18 protein-coding genes are annotated in these 19,662 nt (G+C 64.1%); 5 read left to right on the top strand and 13 right to left on the bottom strand.

Going from position 1 to position 19,662, the window contains the following annotated elements:
- Positions 1 to 2 precede the first annotated feature (2 nt).
- Entirely contained in the window at positions 3 to 605 is a 603-nt protein-coding gene (locus ACNQOP_RS17635; RefSeq protein ID WP_416405288.1) for a hypothetical protein, read from the top strand.
- Here ACNQOP_RS17635 and ACNQOP_RS17630 read toward each other — a convergent pair.
- The 10 genes from ACNQOP_RS17630 to ACNQOP_RS17585 form a co-directional block, all read right to left on the bottom strand.
- Positions 586 to 2,061, bottom strand: a complete 1,476-nt coding sequence (locus ACNQOP_RS17630) for a dynamin family protein (protein ID WP_416405287.1) — start codon at positions 2,059 to 2,061, stop codon at positions 586 to 588. The two genes, ACNQOP_RS17635 and ACNQOP_RS17630, sit on opposite strands and share 20 nt — an antisense overlap.
- Positions 2,058 to 3,923, bottom strand: coding sequence for a dynamin family protein (locus tag ACNQOP_RS17625; protein WP_416405286.1), 1,866 nt, complete (start codon positions 3,921 to 3,923; stop codon positions 2,058 to 2,060). The genes ACNQOP_RS17630 and ACNQOP_RS17625 overlap by 4 nt, the downstream gene beginning before the upstream one ends.
- A gap of 127 nt (positions 3,924 to 4,050) precedes the next feature.
- Entirely contained in the window at positions 4,051 to 5,469 is a 1,419-nt protein-coding gene (locus ACNQOP_RS17620) for an IniB N-terminal domain-containing protein (protein WP_416405285.1), read from the bottom strand.
- 175 nt (positions 5,470 to 5,644) lie between these two features.
- Entirely contained in the window at positions 5,645 to 7,696 is a 2,052-nt protein-coding gene (locus ACNQOP_RS17615; protein ID WP_416405284.1) for a LuxR C-terminal-related transcriptional regulator, read from the bottom strand.
- A 2-nt stretch (positions 7,697 to 7,698) separates the two neighbouring features.
- Positions 7,699 to 9,825 carry an Hsp70 family protein gene (locus ACNQOP_RS17610; protein WP_416405283.1) on the bottom strand — a complete coding sequence of 709 codons (2,127 nt, stop codon included), beginning with the start codon at positions 9,823 to 9,825 and terminating at the stop codon, positions 7,699 to 7,701.
- Between the two features lie 174 nt (positions 9,826 to 9,999).
- Positions 10,000 to 11,067: a c-type cytochrome biogenesis protein CcsB gene (gene ccsB / locus ACNQOP_RS17605; RefSeq protein ID WP_235517350.1), complete on the bottom strand. Its 1,068-nt coding sequence runs from the start codon at positions 11,065 to 11,067 to the stop codon at positions 10,000 to 10,002.
- Positions 11,067 to 12,788 (bottom strand): cytochrome c biogenesis protein ResB, encoded by a 1,722-nt coding sequence (resB, locus tag ACNQOP_RS17600; protein ID WP_416405282.1) that lies wholly within the window; start codon positions 12,786 to 12,788, stop codon positions 11,067 to 11,069. Before resB ends, ccsB begins: the two co-directional genes overlap by 1 nt.
- Entirely contained in the window at positions 12,788 to 13,543 is a 756-nt protein-coding gene (locus ACNQOP_RS17595; RefSeq protein WP_257370869.1) for a cytochrome c biogenesis CcdA family protein, read from the bottom strand. The genes resB and ACNQOP_RS17595 overlap by 1 nt, the downstream gene beginning before the upstream one ends.
- 4 nt (positions 13,544 to 13,547) lie before the next feature.
- The gene (locus ACNQOP_RS17590; RefSeq protein WP_235517352.1) at positions 13,548 to 14,153 is read right to left on the bottom strand and encodes a TlpA family protein disulfide reductase; all 606 of its coding nucleotides are present in this window, start codon (positions 14,151 to 14,153) and stop codon (positions 13,548 to 13,550) included.
- Between the two features lie 5 nt (positions 14,154 to 14,158).
- Positions 14,159 to 14,824 carry a histidine phosphatase family protein gene (locus ACNQOP_RS17585; protein ID WP_416405281.1) on the bottom strand — a complete coding sequence of 222 codons (666 nt, stop codon included), beginning with the start codon at positions 14,822 to 14,824 and terminating at the stop codon, positions 14,159 to 14,161.
- A 207-nt stretch (positions 14,825 to 15,031) separates the two neighbouring features.
- Between ACNQOP_RS17585 and ACNQOP_RS17580 the strand changes: the two genes are divergently transcribed.
- Positions 15,032 to 15,583, top strand: a complete 552-nt coding sequence (locus ACNQOP_RS17580) for a YceI family protein (protein ID WP_416405348.1) — start codon at positions 15,032 to 15,034, stop codon at positions 15,581 to 15,583.
- A 250-nt stretch (positions 15,584 to 15,833) separates the two neighbouring features.
- A complete protein-coding gene (locus ACNQOP_RS17575; RefSeq protein WP_257370963.1) occupies positions 15,834 to 16,532 on the top strand; it encodes a hypothetical protein in 699 nt (232 codons plus the stop codon).
- On the opposite strand, the gene ACNQOP_RS17570 is transcribed toward ACNQOP_RS17575, so the two are convergent.
- Positions 16,516 to 16,653, bottom strand: coding sequence for a hypothetical protein (locus ACNQOP_RS17570; RefSeq protein ID WP_416405280.1), 138 nt, complete (start codon positions 16,651 to 16,653; stop codon positions 16,516 to 16,518). The two genes, ACNQOP_RS17575 and ACNQOP_RS17570, sit on opposite strands and share 17 nt — an antisense overlap.
- Positions 16,654 to 16,783: 130 nt before the next feature.
- Here ACNQOP_RS17570 and ACNQOP_RS17565 point away from each other — a divergent pair, with 130 nt between their 5' ends.
- Complete coding sequence (locus ACNQOP_RS17565) at positions 16,784 to 17,581, top strand: hypothetical protein (protein ID WP_416405279.1); 798 nt, start codon at positions 16,784 to 16,786, stop codon at positions 17,579 to 17,581.
- Between the two features lie 50 nt (positions 17,582 to 17,631).
- Here ACNQOP_RS17565 and ACNQOP_RS17560 read toward each other — a convergent pair whose 3' ends face one another.
- Both ACNQOP_RS17560 and ACNQOP_RS17555 read right to left on the bottom strand, forming a co-directional pair.
- Positions 17,632 to 18,339 (bottom strand): redox-sensing transcriptional repressor Rex, encoded by a 708-nt coding sequence (locus ACNQOP_RS17560; RefSeq protein ID WP_235517356.1) that lies wholly within the window; start codon positions 18,337 to 18,339, stop codon positions 17,632 to 17,634.
- A 76-nt stretch (positions 18,340 to 18,415) separates the two neighbouring features.
- Positions 18,416 to 18,670, bottom strand: coding sequence for a glutaredoxin family protein (locus tag ACNQOP_RS17555; RefSeq protein ID WP_257370872.1), 255 nt, complete (start codon positions 18,668 to 18,670; stop codon positions 18,416 to 18,418).
- A gap of 139 nt (positions 18,671 to 18,809) precedes the next feature.
- Here ACNQOP_RS17555 and ACNQOP_RS17550 point away from each other — a divergent pair, with 139 nt between their 5' ends.
- Entirely contained in the window at positions 18,810 to 19,628 is an 819-nt protein-coding gene (locus ACNQOP_RS17550; protein ID WP_257370873.1) for an HAD family hydrolase, read from the top strand.
- Positions 19,629 to 19,662: the final 34 nt, after the last annotated feature.

The raw sequence follows: 19,662 nt of genomic DNA, 5'->3' as shown, positions 1-19,662 counted from the left end.
ACATGGCCCAGCAAGCTGATGGTTCACGGCAGTCACCCTCCACCACACCATCAGCCAGCGGGCCAACAGCAGTACCCGCGCCGCCACCCCGCCCCGGGATCACCCTGTCCAGTGCGCCGCCGATGGCCGCAACCACCAAACCACCCACGTTTGCACGGGTCTCCCGCTCGCTGTGGGTGGCAAGCTTCCTGGCCGGACTTGGCGTTGTGGTGACTGGCTTCCTGGCCCGGGATTCGCATTTTGAACGCCTGAAGGGCCTCATAGGGACCATGGTTCCGGACGGTGACGCTGTAGCGGTTGACGGTGCCACCGCCGTCGTATTTCTTGGGAGCCTCGCCATGCTGGCGCTGGTCATGGCCATGGAAGCAGTGCTCCTGGCCGTCCTCTTCAAACGCCGGCTGTGGGCGCGATGGGCACTGGCTCCGGTGGTCCTCCTGCACGCGATCGTCACAGTCATTACCCGCGACTTCGTAGTGGCGCCAGGCTCTGAAGGTGTCCTGGCAACATTGCTGCTGGCGGCGCAGTTTGTGTTGGCGGCGGCTGGCCTGATCCTGCTGTTCCTTCCGTCCACCACATCCTGGCTGCTCAGCGAACGGCGGCGGTAGGAACCATCATCGCCTCACAGCTACGCATTACGACGCGGCAAGCCTCCACCGCGCGCGGTTCGGTCAAGGGGTTCTCCGCAGCCAGCCGCCAGCGCTGAAGGCTATCCCTTGCAGTTTCGCTGATAAGGCGGTCATCCGCGTCGCGGGCAAGGCCAAGCCGCAGCGCGGGGCTGCTGCCTCGCCCGCCCACCAGCCGTTCCGCTTCGGCCGAGGCTTCGGATCCCAGGCCCACCCCGCCCGTCCTTAAGTCCGCCAGCAGCTTCAACTCCCGGAACTCGTGGGCACCGGCCTGAAGCCTCTCCAACGCGGCTTCCACTGGTGCCGCGCGTTCCTTCGGCGCCCCTCTCACCAAGGCTTCCACACCCACGACGGCGGCACGCGCCTTCAGTGCGTCGGCCCGCGTTTGGAACAGGTGCTCGACGGTGTCGAGGAGTTGGCCAAGACCGCTGCGGCGTGCCAGTTCATGGGCAAGGTCGGTGGGGTTGTTGGTCCCGCCACGGATGAGGGCCACGCCGAGGCGGATGCCGAACAAGCCGAACCTGTTCACCAGCGAGGACTTCGTTTCCGGGTCGAGTTGCCCGGGGCCGTCGCCGCGGACAAAACGGTCCACGGACAGCATGAGCCTTTCCCGTGAATTCCTGTCCATGCGTGCCAACAATTGCAAGGCCTCGGCATCTGATTGACGCATGGTCCTGGAGCTTTGTGCGAGCAGCCCTGCCACTGGGACCACTCCCAAGGCCAAGGGCCTGAGGTTTTGGTCCTTGCTGTACCTTTCTGCAATCACGGCCGCGGAGATCAACGAATCGATCCTCCCTGCTCCGATTTCATCGGCCCGGGAGAGCACGGCCAAGGCATTGACCGTCCCGGATTGGCCAGCGGCTGTGTCTTTGAATGACTCAAGGAACCTCACATCGGAGGCGTGCAGGTGCCGCATGAGGTAGATGACGGCATCAGCGGCCGCCGGCGAATCCTCGGGCAGCAGAAAAGCCGTGGACCGTGCGGACACCTCCTGGGACAGGGAGGCAATCCCAGGTGTATCTATCAGGGTGAGATCACGCAGGCTGGCTGCCGGCCAGTCCACTACCAGCCGTTCCACTTCCTCGGGCCGGACCTCACCCAGGGTGAAGACCAGCCGACCGTCCACCCGCGTGACCGGGAGTCCTTTCGGCTCACCTGTGAGGGGGTAGAGGGTGATCCGTGGGGTGTGCCCGAAGCGGTACCACGTGACAATGCGGGTGCACTCCCCCGCATCGGTGGGCGCTATTTCTTCGCCGATGATTGCGTTGAGGAGGGTTGATTTGCCGGCTTTGACCATCCCGGCCACGGCAATGCGAAGTGGCCCGGCAAGCCTGGCATCCAGCTCGTCCAGCACGGCGAGTGCCTCGGCGTCGTCGTGGAAAGCGTTACGGGCCAGTCCCAGCAGCTCCGTCGCTCCAGCAATACCGGACGGCATCATCCGGCGGGGACCGTGGACGGTGTTTGCTGTGGATCCGAGCTTCTGTCCAGCAACTGCCGGGCGCCTGAGCTGAGGGCATCGACCACCCTGAGTTGGTTCCTGATCTCCTTGATCCGCATGTAACGCTCTACGGCGTAGGTGGCCGCGGCTTTTTGGGCGGCGGCAACAGATTCAGTGAGGGAACGGTGATGCTCTTCAGCGATGTCAGTGAAGTGGTCGCGCGTGGCCCGCTGGACCATCCGCAGCCTGTCCTTCAGCTGCTTGCCCACCTGGAAGACGACGTCGTCCACCTGCTTGCGGACAAGCATCTTGGCTTCGGCCTGGCGCCGTTTCAGCCGGGCTTCCTGTTCTTCGCGGTAGGCCTTCCGGCCCAGCATGAGGCCCGCACCCACAGATAGCGGATTGATCAGCGCGAGGCCGAACAGCCCTGTCAGCAACCCGAACATCAGGACTCCCCCATAGGACCCCCGCATCCCGATCAGGATCTTCTGGACCGCCCCCATGCGGCCGTCTTCCATCTGTTGGATGTCCGCCACCGGGTCCAGCACGCCTCCCGTATCCGAGACCTGCAACGTTGGCAGCACCACCTCGTCTTCGGAGAAGTGCCCGGCCACCTGGCGGGCCAGCCATTGTGCCCTTTCGTTGGTCCACACGAAAGTGTCCGAAACTGCGGCGGCCGTACTTTGTTCCAACCACGAGGTGAACTGCTCCCATGCCGGTCCGGGGTCCCCCTGGTCGATGGCGGCTTCGGCTTCGCGTTGGATCCTGCGGAGCCTGTCTTTCAGGTCGTACTCCATATCCGCGATGAGGTCTCCGATCCCGTCGTTGAGGGTGATCTGCCACCGGGCCGATCGTTTACGGAGGGCGTCGGCGTCCTCCTTCGCCGCTTTCAGCCCGGCAATCATGTGCGGTGTGCCTTCGGGATTCTCCAGGGCACCCAGCTCTGATTGCAGGGCAAGCCTCAGGTGTTCGGTGACGGAAAGGACGTCGTGGGCTACGGACCGGCGTTGCAGCCTGGCAGCCTCGCCCACAATGTTGGTGCGAAGGTGTGATATCAGCGCCGGGAACCCTGATTCCTCGTTGAGTTCTGTGTCCTGGAGCCTGGCTGCCTGCAACCGCAGTTCGGAGGAGACAGGGAACAACGGGATGCCGGGCGCTACAGCTTCCAGGTGGCCTTTGTCCAGGTCAGCGATTTGCCGCCAGCTGGGATAGAGGTCCGTTTTGGAGAGCACGCAAAGCACGTTGGGGCTGATCCGCATTGCTTGATGGAGGAACCGGATTTCCGGCTCCGTGTATTCCTGCGAAGCGTCAGACACGAACACCATGGCGTGGGCGGATGGAAGTGCCGTCAGGGTGGTGAGCGTATGGGAGGAGCCCAGCCCGCCGACACCCGGGGAATCAACCATGGTGAGGCCCCAGGCGAGCATTTTGCGGGGAAGCGAGACCTCGGCCGCCACGATGTTCCTGGCGTTTCCCGGGTTTCCCTTTTCGGAAACATAGTCTGCAAGCTCATCGAGCCCGATCGGTTGCCGCTCCACGGGGGCTTCTTGTCCGCTGTCGGTTTCCGTGGCGCTCCCGCCGTGGCGGGGCACAAGAACGACGGCCGACGCCGGGTCCCCCTGCCGTACGACGGTTGGGACCGTTGTGGCAATGTCGTCGTCCACGGGACAGACCGGGGCGTTGACCATGGCGTTGATCAGCTGGCTTTTACCCTGCTTGAATTCGCCAACAACAATCACACGGACACTGGGGTCCCGGAGCCGCTCCAGTGTATTTTCCAGGCGTCGCCTGAGGTCGTTCCGTTCCCCCACGACGGCAATGCCTTGCTCCACCAGTGTGGTCATACGTACTGTTTCCGCCACAAATTCGTCCTTTGCTCTGCCACCCTTGGACGGGAGGCCACGAAGTGCCCGGCAGGTGTGTACGACCTGCCGGGCACTGCCTGGGACTTCGCGGTGCAGCATTTCGCTGCGCCGTTTGGTGCACTGGTTACTGCTCGATGTCCACGTCGTTCTTGGCGACGACGATCGAGTCGTCGATGTCGTTGTACTCGACATCGAGGTCGTTGTCGGCGATGACCGTGTTGTCCTCGACGTTGGTGTAGTCCACGTCCACATCGCCCACTGTGGTGGAGTTGTCCTCCGTATAGGTCAACTCGTTGTCCTGCGCCACCACCGAGTCATTGATCACCTGGACGTCCTCCACGTCCACATCAACGTCGGTGGAGTTGAAGGAGTCCGCCACGTTGACGGAGTTGTTCGAGTTATCCGTGTTCGTGGTTGTGTTAGTCGTCGTGGTGGACGAGTTGTCCGTGTTGAAGGAGTCCGCGATGTCAACATCGATGTCCGCATCAACATCCACGGAGTTGTCCTGCGAATTGTCGTTGAACGAGTCCGAGACGTTGTTCGTGGTGTTGTGGACCGAGTTGTCGGTCTCCTCGTTGAAGGAATCCTTGATATCGACGTCGACATCCGTGTCGGTGTTGTAGGAATCCTTCGTTACCGAGTGGTCGTCGTTGAAAGAGTCCCTGACATCGATGTCCGTGTTGCCCACCTCAACATCGCCGTCGCCCGACTCCGTGATGTTGACCGAGTTGTCCGTGGAGTGGTCATCGGTGTGGGTCGTCGTCGTGGTGGTTGTCGTGTTCCCGGAATCCCTCACGTCTCCGCCGGCCGCGATGGCCCCATCCCCCGAAGCAGTCACGGCATCCTGGTTGAAGAACTGCGTGACGTCGCCATCGGCCCAGATGTTCTGGTTGACCGACTGGTCGGTGATGGTGTCGCGGTCGTCGATGTTGGTGGTGTACGAGTAGTTGTTCACCACATGGATCAGCTGCTGGACGGCGTGGGCGTGATCATCATAGTCGCCACCACCGGCACCGCCATGCCCGCCGCCGTCGTGCTCATGGTCGTCGCCACCATCATGGCCGTCCCAACCGCCACCGGCACCGCCATGCCCGCCGCCGTCGTGCTCATGGTCGTCACCGCCATCATGGCCGTCCCAACCGCCACCGGCACCGCCATGCCCGCCGCCGTCGTGCTCATGGTCGTCACCACCATCATGGCCGTCCCAACCACCGCCGGCACCGCCATGCCCACCGCCGTCGTGCTCATGGTCGCCGCCACCGGAATTGTGGGGGCGACCGCCGCCTTGGCCACCGCCTTCCCAGCCGCCGGTGGAAGCGTGGTTGCCGCCAGTGTTGTATTCGCGGTCGAACGAGGAGCGGGCGTTGATGGGTGCGAAGTCCAGGACCACGGGCCGTGCGGCGTCGACGTCTGCCGAGGAGACGTGCCGCAGGCCGGCCGCGGAAAGGGCCGCTTCCGGGTTACGTACGAACTCTTCGGCTGCGTCAGGATCGTTGAACAGGCTCATCAGGAACTGCACGAGCTGTTGTGCGAGTGTAGGCATTGGAGTGCTCCCTCAAATTCTGTGGTGGGTGGTAAATGGCCCGGCGCCTTTGCCGGGCTCCCACTCAACGTATGGCCCGGGCCAGGGGCGGGGCATCGGGGGCGGTCCCCCTACCGGCCACCCCGGCGTTAGGGGATCCGGTGCATTCCCGTTAGGGGGTGGAGGGGGTGACCGACTACGGAGGTGGGTACCCCTCCCCCAAGGCCAGGCGGAGCCGGACCAGCAGTTCGGAACGGTTTTCGGCACCCAGCCGGCGGCGCATCCGGGCTACATGATGCTCTGCGGTACGGGGCGAGATGTAGATGGCTTCGCCGATTTCGCGGTAGGTTTTGCCCTCCAGAAGCAGTCGGCCCACTTCCCGTTCCCTGACGCTCAGGCCTGAAGAGTCAGGTATGCCTGGGGCCTCTCCCGCATCCGGCAGCGGCGCGCCTGGGTCCTGGCGCCCGGCAGCTTCGGCCCGCTCGGAAGACCCCGCAGTGGTGCCCGTGGTGGTGGTTGCCCCCTGCGGATGGATATCCCTGGCACACGCCAGCAGCCGTACCATATCGCGCCGTTCATCGGCGTGCGCGGCGGCGTGGCCGGCCAACCGCGCACCTTCCCATGGCATGCCTACCGCAGCCAGCCCACGGGCCGCTGTTTCGACGTCGGACGCTTCGAACCTGCTGGCGAGTACGGAAACCCAGGCCTTTCCGCCAGCGGCTAGGACAGAGGCCAGATGGCTGTGTTCGGACGCGCGCACCAATGCCGCAGCATGCGGAGCAAGTTCAGCGGGGCTTTCGCCCAGCAATGCGGCCTGCACCCCCGCCCAGTGCAGCGGAACCGACCACAATGGCGGATTTCCCAAGCGGCCCAACAACTCCCACGCACTGTCCATGGACGGCGAGATTCGTCGCGTCTCCCGTAGCCTCGCTGCGGCTATGGCCAGTTCTCCCCAGGGCAGCAGGCTGAAGAGGTCAACGGATACGTGCATCATGGCCTCGCGGGCCCTGTCCCAGGCGAGCACCAGTTCGTGCACCTCGCTGCCGCGCCGCGCCAAGGCCACCTCCAGTGCCGCCAACAGGAAGGTATCCCGTGGAGCCAAGGGCCAGTGGTTGGCCTTGACGGCCTCATTGATGGCCAAGCGTGCTTCTTCGGGGTTGTCCTGTTGCATTGAGCACCACGCCTGAAGCAGGAACAGCCTGGGCCTGCAAGCATCTCCGCCCTGGCCGGCGGCGAGGGCAGCACTGAGCACCGTGTCCGCCACCGCGGGTTCCCCACTGTGGATCGCACAGAGAGCCGCCAATGCCGCAGGGGTCTCCGGCAGGGGAATCGATGCGCCAGCCGCGTTCATCATGTCTGACGCCCGGATGAGTTCCGGCAATGCCCGCTGTGGTTCCCGCCCCAGGGTGTGCCTGAGCCCCTGCTGGGTCAATGTCAGCGCCACCGCCAAGAGCGTAGGCGAACCCGCCAACGGTGTGGCGCCGAGGATTTGCCCGGCGCCGGTTGCATCACCGGCGCCGATCATTGCCACTGCTGCCAGCGGCGCGGAATCGTCGATCCTGTCAGGGCCAACCCACCTGTAAGTGTCCGCGCTACGGGCCAGCATGCCGCGGTGCGCCCACACGGCAGCGGCAACGTCCGCACCCAGGCGAAGCCCAGGGGCATCGGGCATGGCCAGAAGCCTGTCCACGATTCTTCCCGCAGCGTCCAAGTCGCCGATAGCTGCAGCGGCTTGGGCCCGCCGCGCGGCGGTGGGAAGCTCCGGAGCTCCGGCAAGGAGTGCTTCGGCGAAGAGATCGGCGGCCAACTGTGGATCAGCATCCAGCACCAGGTCCGCCCAGCGTTCCAGCTCCTCCGCCACACGGGGGTCCTGCAATCCGCTCCGTGCGAGCTCACGGGCAACATCACCCAGGCCCGTCTCTTCCTGCAGGATCTTCCCTACCAGTTCCCGCTGCAGTGCACGGACTTGCGGCTTGGGTGCATTGTTCAACAGCGCGTATTGGACGGTCCCCACCACGGTTCCATCCGGAGAAAGCAGCCCGGCTTCCTTACCGGCTGCCACTGCGTCTTCAAGCCCGTCCCGGGTCTCCAGGTCATCCGGCAGCGGCCCAGGCAGGGTGAAGCCTACTGACAACGCAAGGAGCAACTCCCGGAGCAACGCATTGTGTCCGGCAAGGACCACGTCGGGCCGATCGGGAGTTGCGTCCTTGCTGGTGGTGGGTTGGGAAGCATGGTCTGGCCCCGTCATGCCTAAACCACCGAGGTCGACGCGGTATCCAGGCTCGGGCCGTTATCCGTGGTGGCAGGCGGCGGGACAGGTGGCGGGTCGGTGACCGGGGCGGGATCCTGCGTCGGGGCCGGATCACCCAGCGGCGCGGTTGGTTCGGGAGCCGGCTGTGCAGGGGCAGGCGCAGGTGGCGGAGTCACAGGGTCCGTGGCCGGTGGCGGGTTGGTCCCCGGGTTGGTGGCCGGTGGAGGTGTGCCAGGACCGGTTGGCGGCGCAGGTGTCCCGGGGTCCGTTGCCGGTGGCGGGGTGCCAGGACCAGTGGCCGGTGGCGGGGTCCCGGGGTTCGTTGCGGGCGGAGGTGTAGGGCCACTCGCCGCGCCACCGGGTTCCGTGGGTGTGGAGCCCGTTCCCGTCCCCGGCGTCGTGCCCGAACCCGGCGGCGTGCCCGTTCCCGTCCCCGGCGTCGTGCCCGTTCCCGTCCCCGGCGTCGTGCCCGTCCCAGTGCCCGGCGTCGTGCCAGTGGTCCCACCAGCGGCTGCTCCAGCCTGCCCCTGAGCCCCAGCCGAGGTACCGGAGCCGGTTCCAGCGGGTCCGTTCGCTACCGAACCACGTCCTGTCCCGGTCGCCCGCTGCACCGGGCTTCTTCCGGCTCCTGCTCCCGCCCCGGCCGGGCCGGCACCTGTTCGTGCACTGGCTTCAAGTCCCGTCGCTGGCGCCCCGGTCAACGGAGCGGCCGCGGCTGGGCCGCCACCGGACGCACCGTCACGTGTTCCGGAATCCTGGGCACCGACGTCGCGCATTACGTCAGCGGCTTGAGCCCCGAACATTGATGCGAGCAGTCCGTTGCCGTCCGGGCTCTGCGCAGCAGTGGCGGTGGCGATGGCCAGGGCTGTCGCGGCGGTAGCAGCGGCCGCAGCCATCCGGACGCGGGGCCGGGGCGCGTGCCTGCCGGGACGTCCAGGGGCCGCCTTCACGACGCCCGCAACGGGGACACGGGCGACGACGCGCGGCCGCGTGGCCTCCGGTTCCGTAGGTGTCGCAGCCGGTGCATCGGCCGCCACAGCGTCTGCCACCTGGCTGAGACCGGCAAGCGCGGCGCCGCGGCAGATGGACGACTTCGGATCGGCGTCAACAGCTATCGGGCGGCCCAGTTCAACGGAAATCAACTCGGCCACGAGCGGAATACGCGAGGACCCTCCGATCAGCAGCACAGCGCTCAGGTCCTGAGGCTCAAGACGGTTGCTCCGCAGGCTGCGCTCCAGGGCGTCCACGGTCTCGCGGAGAGGCTGATCGACCATTGCTTCGAACTCGGAACGGACCAGCCTAACCGACTGCTGTGTCCCGGGGAGCGCCACCGCAACGCTCGCTTCGCTGTCCATGGAGAGGGCTTCCTTGGCTTCGCGGCATTCCCGCCTCAGCCGCGAAAGAGCGGCCAAGGTCTCCGGCGATGCGGGGTCCAAACCCTCTCCGGCGTTGCCCAAGTGGCCCATCACGTGACGCAAGACAGCGGCGTCGAAATCGGCGCCGCCAAGGGTTTCTATGCCATCCGGCCGCCCGAGGAGCTCGAAGTTCCCCGCACCCACCTTGCGCAGGATGGCCGTGTCGAAAGTGCCACCACCGAGGTCGTACACGGCGATGACGCTTCCGTCCTCCACCCTCGTCTGGGAGGCGTAGTGCAGTGCGGCCGCTTCAGGCTCGCTGAGCAACGTCACCGCTTCGAGGCCCGCGACGTTCAACGCGGCGCGCACCACTGACGTGCGGTGCGCACCCCACGCCGCCGGGTACGTCATGACGATCGACGACGGCGAACTTCCCTCCCGCTCTTCGGCGCGGTCCACCACCCACCGCGCCATGGAGGCGTAAACGTCCTCGGGTGCCAACCAGTTGTCCCCTACGGAAAGGGGGACGGAATCCCCGATCCTGCGTTTGAACTCCCGGACCATCCGCTGGGGGTCGTCCAGCCCCCGCCGCTCGGCGGGTTCTCCCACCAAAACCCGGCCGTCGTCGGCGTAGTAAAGCACGGATGGCACGGCGCTGCCGTGCAATCCCAAGGGAAGGATTTCCGGTGGTGATAGCGGCCCCTGGTGGGGCCTGGCCAGTGCTGCTGCGGTAAAACTTGTCCCGACGTCAATGGCGAGAACATAGCTCATAGCTACCTCGAAAGTTCACATGGCACCGCGCTGCGGTCTTCATCACAAGCGGGTCCTGAACAAGTTAGCACCTGCTAAGCACGTGCAAAAGGCTCAGTTGCTACAGCGATTTGTTGATTTCGAGGCCGACACCGGCCATCCTGGGCATCTTTCCTGCTCAGGCAGGAAATGGGCCTAAAGTCCCGAGTAGGAATGCAGGCCCTGGAAAACAGTGTTGACGAGCGTGAAGTTGATAATGACACACGCGTAACCCACGATCGACAACCACGCAGCGCGGGTTCCGGTCCAGCCACGGGTGGCACGTGCGTGCAAGTAGCCTGCGTAGACAACCCAGATCACGAACGTCCAGACTTCCTTCGGGTCCCAGCCCCAGAACCTGCCCCAGGCCTTCTCGGCCCAGATGGCACCGAACATCAAGGTGAAGGTCCAGCCGATGAAGGCAATGGCGTTGATGCGGTAGGAAAGGTTCTCAAGGCTCAACGCGTTTGGCACCACCCGCATGAACGAGAGGTTGTCCTTGCGACCGGCCGCGAGGTTCTTCTGCCTGTAGGACTGAAGCAACTGCAGCACGGACATGGCGAAAGTCAGGGTGAACAGTGCCGAGGACAGGACCGCGATGGAGACGTGGATGATCAGCCAGTAGCTCTGCAGGGCCGGAACCAGGTGGCCCACCGGGGTCCAGAATGAAACGGAAGCGGCAACCAGCATGATGATGGCCAGGCCAAGGACGAAGGTGCCCAGGAACCGCAGGTCGCGGCGGATCAAAGTAACAAGGAAGACGGCGACAGCCACGAAAGCACCCGTGGTGAGGAACTCATACATGTTGCCCCACGGCACCCGCCCGGCGCCCAGTGCGCGGGTGATAACGCCAGCGGCGTGGATCAGCACACCCAGGACCGTCAGCGCCACGGCAATGCGCGCGGGTACGCGCCGTTCAGCGGCGTACTTCATGTCGCCTGCCGCGGTTCCGCCCTCAAAGGTGAGGCTCGACGTCGGCCGCTCGGCGCGGCCTGCCGGCCCACCGGCGTCGGCGCCGCCCAGGGCTGCACCTACGCGACCAGCTGCTACCGTCACCTTTTCGCCGGCCGAGCTGGCCGCCGCCTTGAGGTCCACGGCTTGGAACGTCTTGCTGCTTTTCGCCAGGTCCCAAGCGAAGGCAATGAACGCCACGGTGTACGTGCCGGCGGCCAACAGCATGAACAGTTCGCTGTACTGGCCCAGGGTTTCGTTGATGGCTGGCATTACTGGTCCTTCGAGGTTGAGGAAGAGACTGCTGTTGTGGGGGGTGCCTGAGGCGTTTCCGGGAGGTTCCATTCCCGGGCAAAGAGTTCACGGAGGGCCGCGGCCTCGCCGGCCAACCTGTGGTCTTCACCGCGGGCAAGGAGGCCGTATTCCACCATGGTGCGGCCGTCGGCGTGGGTTCCGGTGCGTACCCAGACGCGGCGTCGGTTGACGTACAGGGACGTCATGAGTCCTGCGACTGCCAGGAGGCCGAAAATCAAGGCATACAACTGGCCGGGGTTGTGGTGGATATCCACGCCAATGTACTTTTTCACGCCGTCGAACGTGATGCTGCCCTTGCCTTCGGGCAGGTTGACGGTTGCTCCGGGAGTCAGGGTGATGCCGCCTGCCGCGAGGTTGCGGCTGTTCAACGGCTTGAGCTTCTCGACGTCCAGTTCAAAAACGTTCTGGGGCACGCCCTTGTCCAGGCCAAGGTCACCGTAGAACGAGTTGAGGCTCAGCTGCGGGTTGACCAGTTCGGGGGCTCCGCTGAAGGAGATCCCGTCACTGGTGACCAACGCCGTGGGGAGGAAGAAGCCCACGAATCCGAGCTGTTCAGGCTTGGCGTCCGGCACCTTGATGACCACGGAGGAGTAGTAGTTGTCGCCCTGGACCTTGGCGATGACCGGGCCTTGGAAGGACACGTTGCCCTCGCCGTCGCGGACGGTCACCATGGGTGCGTAGCCGTTTCCCGTGAGGTACAGGCTGGTTCCGCCCAGGGAAACGGGATCGTTGACCTTCAGGGTTTCCTTCTTGGCCGGCGAATCAGGAGTTTCCTTGGTGGTGACTTCGGCGGTGTAGTCGATGGGCTGGCCGGCCTTGCCCGGTGATTCGCGGTCGAACTTGGCATTGAACTTGTCCAGCTGCATGGAGTAAGGCTGCAGGGAACTGCTCTGGAAGTTCGTGCCGGGCGTGAATTGGTCGTAGCCCACCAGGGTGTTCACGAATGTATCGCCCTCCACCAGGATGCGCTGGCCGCTGTAGCCGAAGAGGCCACCAATTGCCACGGACACCAACACCCCGATCAGGGACGTGTGGAACACCAGGTTGCCCACCTCCTTCAGGAAGCCGCGCTCGGCACCCAGGGACGGAAGGTCGCCGTCGGCGTTCCTGACCTCGACGCGGTAGCCGCGTTTCTTGAGCAGTCCAGCGGCATCGTTGATGGCCTTCGACGCCGGGATCCCGGCGTCGGCGGGCAATGCGAGGGTGCCGTACTCCGGCAGGCGGGAAAGGCGCTTGGGAGTGCGCGGGGGCTGCGACTTCATGGCCTTGTAGTGGGCGATCGCGCGCGGAGTGACACAGCCGATCAGCGAGATGAACAGCAGGATGTAGATCGCAGAGAACCAGGCAGACGAGTACACATCGTAGAGCTGCAATGCATCCAGGAACTCGCCGTAGGACGGGTTGTCCTTAATGTATTGGGTGACAACGGCAGGGTTGGCGGGCCGTTGCGGGAACAATGACCCGGGAACAGCCCCCACCGCGAGCATGAGCAACAGGAAAAGCGCCGTCCGCATGCTGGTGAGTTGCGTCCAGGCCCAACGCAGCATGCCCCTGAAGCCAAGCGCGGGAAGCGCGGCCTCGGACTTTGCCTGCTGGAGTTTGCCTTCGCCTGCTGTGCCTTCTGCGGTGGCGCGGTCAGCGGGAGGCGACTTCTTCTTGGCTTTCACGGACTCACTCATCAGATCGGCAACTTCACGTCGTTTTGGAACCAGTACTGCAACTCGGTCACCCAGGTCCCCCACACTCCGGTGGCCATCAGGATGCCGAGCAAAATCAGGATGCCTCCGCCGATCCGCTGTATAGCCAGGCGGTGCTTGCGGAAGAAGGACATGACGCCCATGCCGCGGCGAACGGCCAAAGCGATCAGGAGGAACGGAATGCCCAGGCCAAGGCTGTAGATGAAGGCAAGGAGTGCACCCTTGGCCGCCGACGAACCGCCGGACAGGCTCAGCAACTGTACCGCGGAGTACGTCGGGCCGATGCAGGGTGCCCAGCCGAGGCCGAACGTGAGCCCCAGCAGAGGTGCGCCCCACAGGCCTGCAGGCGGTTTGGCGTGGATTTTGGCGTCACGCTGGAGCCAGCCGAAACCGCCCATGAACACCACGCCCATGACAATCACCAGGAGGCCAAGCACCTGGGTGATCCAGGCGTTCTGCGGACCGGTCAGGAGGGTACCCAACTGGCCGAAGGCACCGCCGAGCAGGACGAAAATCACCGAGAAGCCAAGGACGAACAGGCCGATTCCGGCCAGCATGCGGCCACGCCGCTGCTTTTCAAGGTCGACGCCGGTCAGTCCAGTGACGTAGCCAAGGTACCCGGGCACCAGGGGCAGCACGCATGGCGAGAGGAAGGAGACCAGCCCGGCGAGCAGTGCCACGGGCACAGCCAGCAGCAGGGATCCGTTGAGGATGGTCTCGGCGAAGGGACTGTTCACGGTTCTACTCGGCCACTGCGGAGGTGATGAGGGCCTTCAGGGTGCTCTTTTCAATTTCGCCAAGCACGCGGGAAGCAACCTTGCCCTCCTTGTCCAGGACCAGGGTTGTGGGCACCGCGCCTGGTGGGACGATTCCCGACACGGAGAGCAGCACTGCCCCGTCCTTGTCGTTGAAGCTCGGGTACGTGAGGTTAAACGTCTTGTCGAATGCCTCGGCCGTTGGTTGCTCGTCGCGCAGGTTCACGCCGAAGAACTGGACGCCCTGGTCCTTGAATTCCTGGTGCAGGGCTTCAAGCTGCGGAGCTTCGATGCGGCAGGGAGCGCAGGCGGCAAACCAGAAGTTCAGGACCGTGACCTTGCCCAACAGGTCTTCCGGCTTTACTTCCGCGCCGGTGAACAGTGTGCCTTTGAGTGCCACAGGAGCCGAGCGGTCAGCCTTGGCGAACTCGGTCACGGAGCCGTCGCCGGCTACATAGTTCTTGTTATCGCCCTTCCGGGCCTGTTCGGCCAGGGAGTCCTTTTGGGCGCACGCTGAAAGGCCCATGGTGAGTCCGGCCAGCAGGACACCCCCTGCAGTCAGTACTCCTCGGCGTGAAAGATTCTTGTCCATGGTCCTTAGGCTCCGGGGGTGCTTGCCGCGCCGGGGAGCAGCGCTGCGGCAGGCTCGCTGTATTCGACCCGGACGATTTTGCCTTCCTGGTCCAGGGTGAGGGAAGTCAGGGAGGTGAGGGTGCATTCACGCTTGCGGGGGTCGTGCGCCAGCCGGCGGCCTTCGGCCGTCAAACGGGTGGACCAGATGGGCAGTTGGTGGCTCACCAGGATGGCCTCGGCGCCATCGCCGCCCAACTCGATGGCCTTGACGCGGGCATCCTCAACTGCAGCCAGGACACGGGCAGCCTGCTCCTTGTACGGCTCACCCCAGGACGGCCGCATGGGATTGCGGAAGTAGAACCAGTGCTTGGGCTTGAGGAACTCGCTCTTGGTGGGGTGCAGTCCCTGGAAGTGGTTCTCTGCCTCGATGATCCGGGGTTCCGTGTGGATCTCAAGTCCCAGTGCCTCAGCCGTGGGCAGCGCCGTTTCCTGCGCGCGGGTCAGCGGAGAAGCCGCCAAGTGTACGATCTTGGCACCTTGGGCAACCTGCGCCGAGAAGTGCTCGGCCAGCATGCGGGCCATCTCACGGCCGCGTTCGGAGAGGTGGAATTCCGGCAGGCGACCGTACAGGACGCCGTCGGGATTGTGGACCTCGCCATGGCGAAGCAGATGGACAGTTGCTTGGGGCATGTTTACCAGTTTCTCAAAGAAGCGGGGCGATCCGAAATCTTCTACCGCTAGTAGAACTCAAAGTTTTACAGAAATGTTCCGTGGAGTTGGAATAAAAGATGCATATGCATGTTTATACTAGACACGAAGCTCGGTTGACGCTTCAAGCAATGAGTTCAGCCGGGCAAGCACGCAGTACCTTCCACTACCCATAGGAGCAACACCATGATGACCCTTCCCGCTTCCGTCACCACCGGCACCTGGACCCTCGACGCTTCGCACAGCGAAATCGGCTTCACCGTCCGCCACGCAGGCATCAGCAAGGTCCGCGGCCAGTTCAAGGATGCTTCCGCCACTCTCGAAGTTGGCGAAACCCTGGCCGACTCCAAGGTCAACGCCACCATCCAGACCGCCAGCTTCGACTCCGGCGACGTCAACCGCGATGGCCACGTCAAGGGCGAAGACTTCTTCGATGTCGAGAAGTTCCCGGAAATCACATTCGTTTCCCGCCACGTCAAGGCCAACGGAAACAGCTTCGACCTCGTGGGCGATCTCACAATCAAGGGCGTGACCAAGGAAGTTTCCATCGAGACCGAGTTCAACGGTGTGGCCGTCGATCCGTTCGGCAACACCCGCGCAGGCGTTTCCGGCGAAACCACCATCAGCCGCAAGGAATTCGGCCTCACCTGGAACGCAGTCCTCGAAGCCGGTGGCGTCCTGGTCAGCGACAAGGTAGTCATCAACCTGGAACTCGCGTTCATCGCACCGGCTGCCGCCTAAGTCCAGCCTGTACCCTGCGCGGATCCTTCCCTTGTCCGTAACCCCCGCGGCACAACGCCGGGTGTGACTCTCAAGGGCGGGATTCATAGCGGGACCCCCACGATGGCGCCTCCTCAGCATCACGCTGCGGGGGCGCCGTTTGGCTGTCTCGAAGATCACCCGCCAATTATTCGGCAGATACCCCCTGATTAGCTGCGAGTTGGCTCCGAATTTCCTATGCATCCTTCAACCACCGGTCTAAAGTGATGCCATGAGTACCCCAGACGAAGCACCTCAGCCACAGCAGCCCGGCTCACAGCCTCCGCAGCCCGGCAATGTTCCTCCTGCGGGTTACCAGCCACCGCAGGCCTACCAACCACCCCAGGGCTACCAGCCCCCATCCCAACCGGGGCAATACTCCCAGCCCGGAGCGTCCCAACCTGGCCCGGCGCAGCCCGGTGCCGCCCAGCCCGGGTTCCACTTCGAAATGCCCACCGACGGCCCACGCAATTTCAACGACGTCATGCCGCAGGGCGGCTTCTCGGGAATGTTCAAGACGCAGGGCCTTCCCACGGAGTTGAAGGTTTCCTACTTCATCTGGGTGATCTCCGGACTCCTGGGCCTGCTGTTTGGACTCATCGGATTCTTCGCCGTCATCGCAGCTTTCGCTTTTGCACCGGCGTTCGCCGCGATCGCACTGGTCCTGCTCCTGCTGGCCCTCGCTGTTGCAGCTGCCCAAGTAATCCTTGCCATGAAGATGAAGGAAGGCAAGGAGTGGGCGCGGCTCGCCTTGACCATCGTGGCCGCCGTTTCACTGTTGCTCGCCATCTTCGGAGCGGCCAACGGTGGAGGTTCCGGCATGGGCCTGGGCGGTAACTGGTTCGGCTTCCTGGTCAGCGCAGTCGCCGTCGTCTTGATGTGGCTGCCCAACTCGCAGCTCTGGTTCAAGGCAGTCAAGGGCCAGGTCTAGCGTCCACGCCAGTTACGTCGTCGGGCTCTACCGACGTGAAGGCCGCGGTGTAATCCCTCCGGATTCCCGCGGCCTTCATCATGAAGGCGTAAGCCCACATGATGATTTTCGCCGTAGCCATGGAATTCCTGCGTGTGTTTGGCTATAGCGTCAGACCCGGGATGTACGGTGGAAACAGAACCACGCTGGGGGCAGGGTCATTTTGCTGATCCCGGCGGCCGAACCAGCAGTCGAACAAGCAAAGGAATGCCATGAGCAACCCTCCCTACCCGCCGTCGAACCCGGGTGACGCCAACCAGCCTGAGCAGGCCAGCTCTCAGCCGTCCGCACCTCAGTACGGCCAGCAGTCCCCGCCTTCTGCACCGCAGTACGGGCAGCAGGCACCGCAGTACGGCCAACAGTCCCCGCCTTCTGCACCGCAGTACGGGCAGCAGTCCCCGCCCGCCGCGCCGCAGTACGGGCAGCAGTCGCCCCAGTATGGCCAGCAGGCCTCCCCGTACGGCCAAGCCCCGTCCGCGCCCCAGTATGGCCAGGACACCAACTGGCCGAGCCAGCAGCCCGGCCCCACTACGGTTCCGCCGATGGTCAACTACGCCTTCTGGATGATCATCGCAGCCGGCGTCCTCTCAGCCATCAGCTCGCTGCTCCTTGCCACCACCGGTGCTGACGCCTTCATCAACGCCATGAACCAGCAGGCTGCGCAGCAGGGCACCGACCTTCCCGCAGGCTCCATGGAGGGTATGCGGGGCGTCATCTCCGTGAGCGCCATCGTTGGCGCCATCATCTCCCTGGGCCTCTACGCGCTGGTGGGCTTCAACGTCCGTAAGGGCAAGAACTGGGCAAGGATCCTGGGCACCGTATTCGCCGCCATCTCAGTCCTCGGCCTGACCAGCCTCTTCCAGTTCGGCCCCACCTACGGCGTGCTGCAGCTCGTGGTGATCCTGCTGGGTGTGGCAGCAATCGTCATGCTGTACCTGCCGGCGTCGGCTCCTTATTTCCGGAAGCCCCAGCCGTTCGGCAACCCGTACCAGACTCCGTACGGCCGCTAAACCGGCGGGCCCTTCAAAAGGCAACCCAGCGGGCGTAGACCCGGCGAAGGCTAAACAGCCTGGCCCGGTGTCTGCGCCCGTTGTGCGTGGTAAGCCAGGATTTGAAGCTCCGTGGCCATGTCCACCTTGCGGAGGTTGACGTGCGGCGGGACCTGCAGCAGCACCGGAGCGAAACTGAGGATGCTTCGGATTCCAGCGGCGATCACGCGGTCGCAGACTGCCTGCGCCACTGTGGCCGGCAACGCGAGCACCACCATGTTCGTGTGCGTACGCTCCAGCACCCGCTCCAACTCGGCTGAGTCGCTGACCCGCAACCAGCCCACCTCGTTGCCGATCACCATAGGGTCGGCGTCAAAGATAGCGACAACGTCGAAACCCCTGGACTCGAAGCCGCCGTACCGGGCCAACGCCTTGCCGAGGTTACCGGCACCGACGATCGCGACCTTCCAGTCATGGGTCAAACCCAAGGCCGCGGCGATGTGACGGCTCAAGTATTGGACCTCGTAGCCCACGCCGCGGGTGCCATACGAGCCGACGTAGGAGAGGTCTTTGCGAAGAGTGGATGAACTCACGCCGGAGGCTTCGGCGAGGGCTTCGGATGAAACCCGCTCCACGCCTTCTGCCAGCAAAGAGTTGAGCGCACGCAAATAGAGAGTCATCCGGGCCACAGCCGCGGGTGGGATCTGCTTGGCGGCAGGTTCGTTGTCCTCGGAAGTTGCTTCCGCGGACGGTTCCAGCGCAGTCACGGTATTCTCCATTGCATCGCTTTGTTGTTCCACTCTATGACCCCCGGGCGGGCTCAACCAAAGCGATTACTTACGGGTAACGGCACCCTCAGCCCTCCAGGGCTTTCTTCAAGGTACGGGTCAGCCGTTCCTCGTCGATCTTCCAAAAATCCCGCTGCACACCGTCAACAAGGACCACGGGAATCTCCTCCGCGAAGCGCTCCCGCAGCTGCGGATCGCCGTCGATACTCTGTTCTTTCCACTCCAGGCCGAGGCTTGCGGTGACACGCTCGACGGCGGCACGCGCCTCCGTGCAGAGGTGGCAGTCAGCTTTGGTGAGGAGGACGACGTCGGGAGTAGCCATGGGATAACGGTAACCTCCCCACCAACCCTCACTCACATCCCACCCCCTTCAACCCAACCCTCACTCACATCCCACCCCACCGGAGCGTGTGCCAGTGCGCCAACAGCGAGGTGTACCAGTGATTGACTAGACTCAAGTCATGCCCGAGGAGAAGAACGCCGCTGTCGCCGCAGCTGCCAAAGCGCAGAAGCACACCGGCGAAGCTGCTTTCTTCGACGTCGACAACACGTTGATGAAGGGTGCCAGCCTCTTCCATGTGGCCCGAAAGATGTATGAACGCAAGGCGTTCACCTTGCCGCAGGCTGCTGGTTTTGCTTGGAAGCAGTTCAAGTTCGTGCTGCGCGGCGAGAACATGGAAGACGTTCACGCAGTAAGGGATTCCGCACTCACTCTTGCGGCAGGCATCACTGTTGATGACATTAAAGCCTTGGGCGAAGAGGTCTACGACGAGATGATCGAGTCGCGGATCTGGCCGGGAACCAAGGCTCTGGCTGAACAGCACCTCAGAGTGGGCCGCAAAGTCTGGCTGGTAACGGCAACGCCGATCGAGGTGGCCACCGTAATCTCAACCCGCTTGGGCTTGACGGGCGCGCTGGGTACTGTCGGCGAAGTGCACGACGGCATGTACACGGGGAAGCTCGTGGGCGACATCCTGCACGGACCCGCTAAAGCAGTCGCGGTCCAGCTGGTCGCCGACCGCGAGGGTTTGGACCTGGACCACTGCTGGGCGTACAGCGATTCTGCCAACGACATCCCGCTGCTGACCATGGTGGGGCACCCCGTCGTCATTAACCCCGACGCGAAGCTGCGTCGGCACGCCCGCGACAACAATTGGCCCGTCTACGACTTCCGCTCCGGCCGCCGTGCCGCAACTCTCGGGCTCAAAGCAGCTACGGTGGGCGGCGCGATCTATGGTTTGTGGCGGGGCTTCTCCAGGTTCCGCGGCCCCCGCATCTGATCCTCGCTCACATCCCACCCCTTTCAAACCAACC

This window comes from Arthrobacter sp. LFS091 (assembly GCF_047977885.1).
Classification (GTDB): Bacteria; Actinomycetota; Actinomycetes; order Actinomycetales; family Micrococcaceae; genus Arthrobacter.
This window is presented reverse-complemented; position numbering and strand designations above follow the sequence as displayed.

What these genes read in the sequence shown, in the direction of transcription:
- ACNQOP_RS17635 (WP_416405288.1), top strand. Translation starts at nt 3, where the DNA reads ATGGCCCAGCAAGCTGATGGTTCACGGCAGTCACCCTCCACCACACCA.
- ACNQOP_RS17630 (WP_416405287.1), bottom strand. Translation starts at nt 2,061, where the DNA reads ATGATGCCGTCCGGTATTGCTGGAGCGACGGAGCTGCTGGGACTGGCC.
- ACNQOP_RS17620 (WP_416405285.1), bottom strand. Translation starts at nt 5,469, where the DNA reads ATGCCTACACTCGCACAACAGCTCGTGCAGTTCCTGATGAGCCTGTTC.
- ACNQOP_RS17615 (WP_416405284.1), bottom strand. Translation starts at nt 7,696, where the DNA reads ATGACGGGGCCAGACCATGCTTCCCAACCCACCACCAGCAAGGACGCA.
- ACNQOP_RS17610 (WP_416405283.1), bottom strand. Translation starts at nt 9,825, where the DNA reads ATGAGCTATGTTCTCGCCATTGACGTCGGGACAAGTTTTACCGCAGCA.
- ccsB (WP_235517350.1), bottom strand. Translation starts at nt 11,067, where the DNA reads ATGCCAGCCATCAACGAAACCCTGGGCCAGTACAGCGAACTGTTCATG.
- resB (WP_416405282.1), bottom strand. Translation starts at nt 12,788, where the DNA reads ATGAGTGAGTCCGTGAAAGCCAAGAAGAAGTCGCCTCCCGCTGACCGC.
- ACNQOP_RS17590 (WP_235517352.1), bottom strand. Translation starts at nt 14,153, where the DNA reads ATGGACAAGAATCTTTCACGCCGAGGAGTACTGACTGCAGGGGGTGTC.
- ACNQOP_RS17585 (WP_416405281.1), bottom strand. Translation starts at nt 14,824, where the DNA reads ATGCCCCAAGCAACTGTCCATCTGCTTCGCCATGGCGAGGTCCACAAT.
- ACNQOP_RS17580 (WP_416405348.1), top strand. Translation starts at nt 15,032, where the DNA reads ATGACCCTTCCCGCTTCCGTCACCACCGGCACCTGGACCCTCGACGCT.
- ACNQOP_RS17575 (WP_257370963.1), top strand. Translation starts at nt 15,834, where the DNA reads ATGAGTACCCCAGACGAAGCACCTCAGCCACAGCAGCCCGGCTCACAG.
- ACNQOP_RS17570 (WP_416405280.1), bottom strand. Translation starts at nt 16,653, where the DNA reads ATGGCTACGGCGAAAATCATCATGTGGGCTTACGCCTTCATGATGAAG.
- ACNQOP_RS17565 (WP_416405279.1), top strand. Translation starts at nt 16,784, where the DNA reads ATGAGCAACCCTCCCTACCCGCCGTCGAACCCGGGTGACGCCAACCAG.
- ACNQOP_RS17560 (WP_235517356.1), bottom strand. Translation starts at nt 18,339, where the DNA reads ATGGAGAATACCGTGACTGCGCTGGAACCGTCCGCGGAAGCAACTTCC.
- ACNQOP_RS17555 (WP_257370872.1), bottom strand. Translation starts at nt 18,670, where the DNA reads ATGGCTACTCCCGACGTCGTCCTCCTCACCAAAGCTGACTGCCACCTC.
- ACNQOP_RS17550 (WP_257370873.1), top strand. Translation starts at nt 18,810, where the DNA reads ATGCCCGAGGAGAAGAACGCCGCTGTCGCCGCAGCTGCCAAAGCGCAG.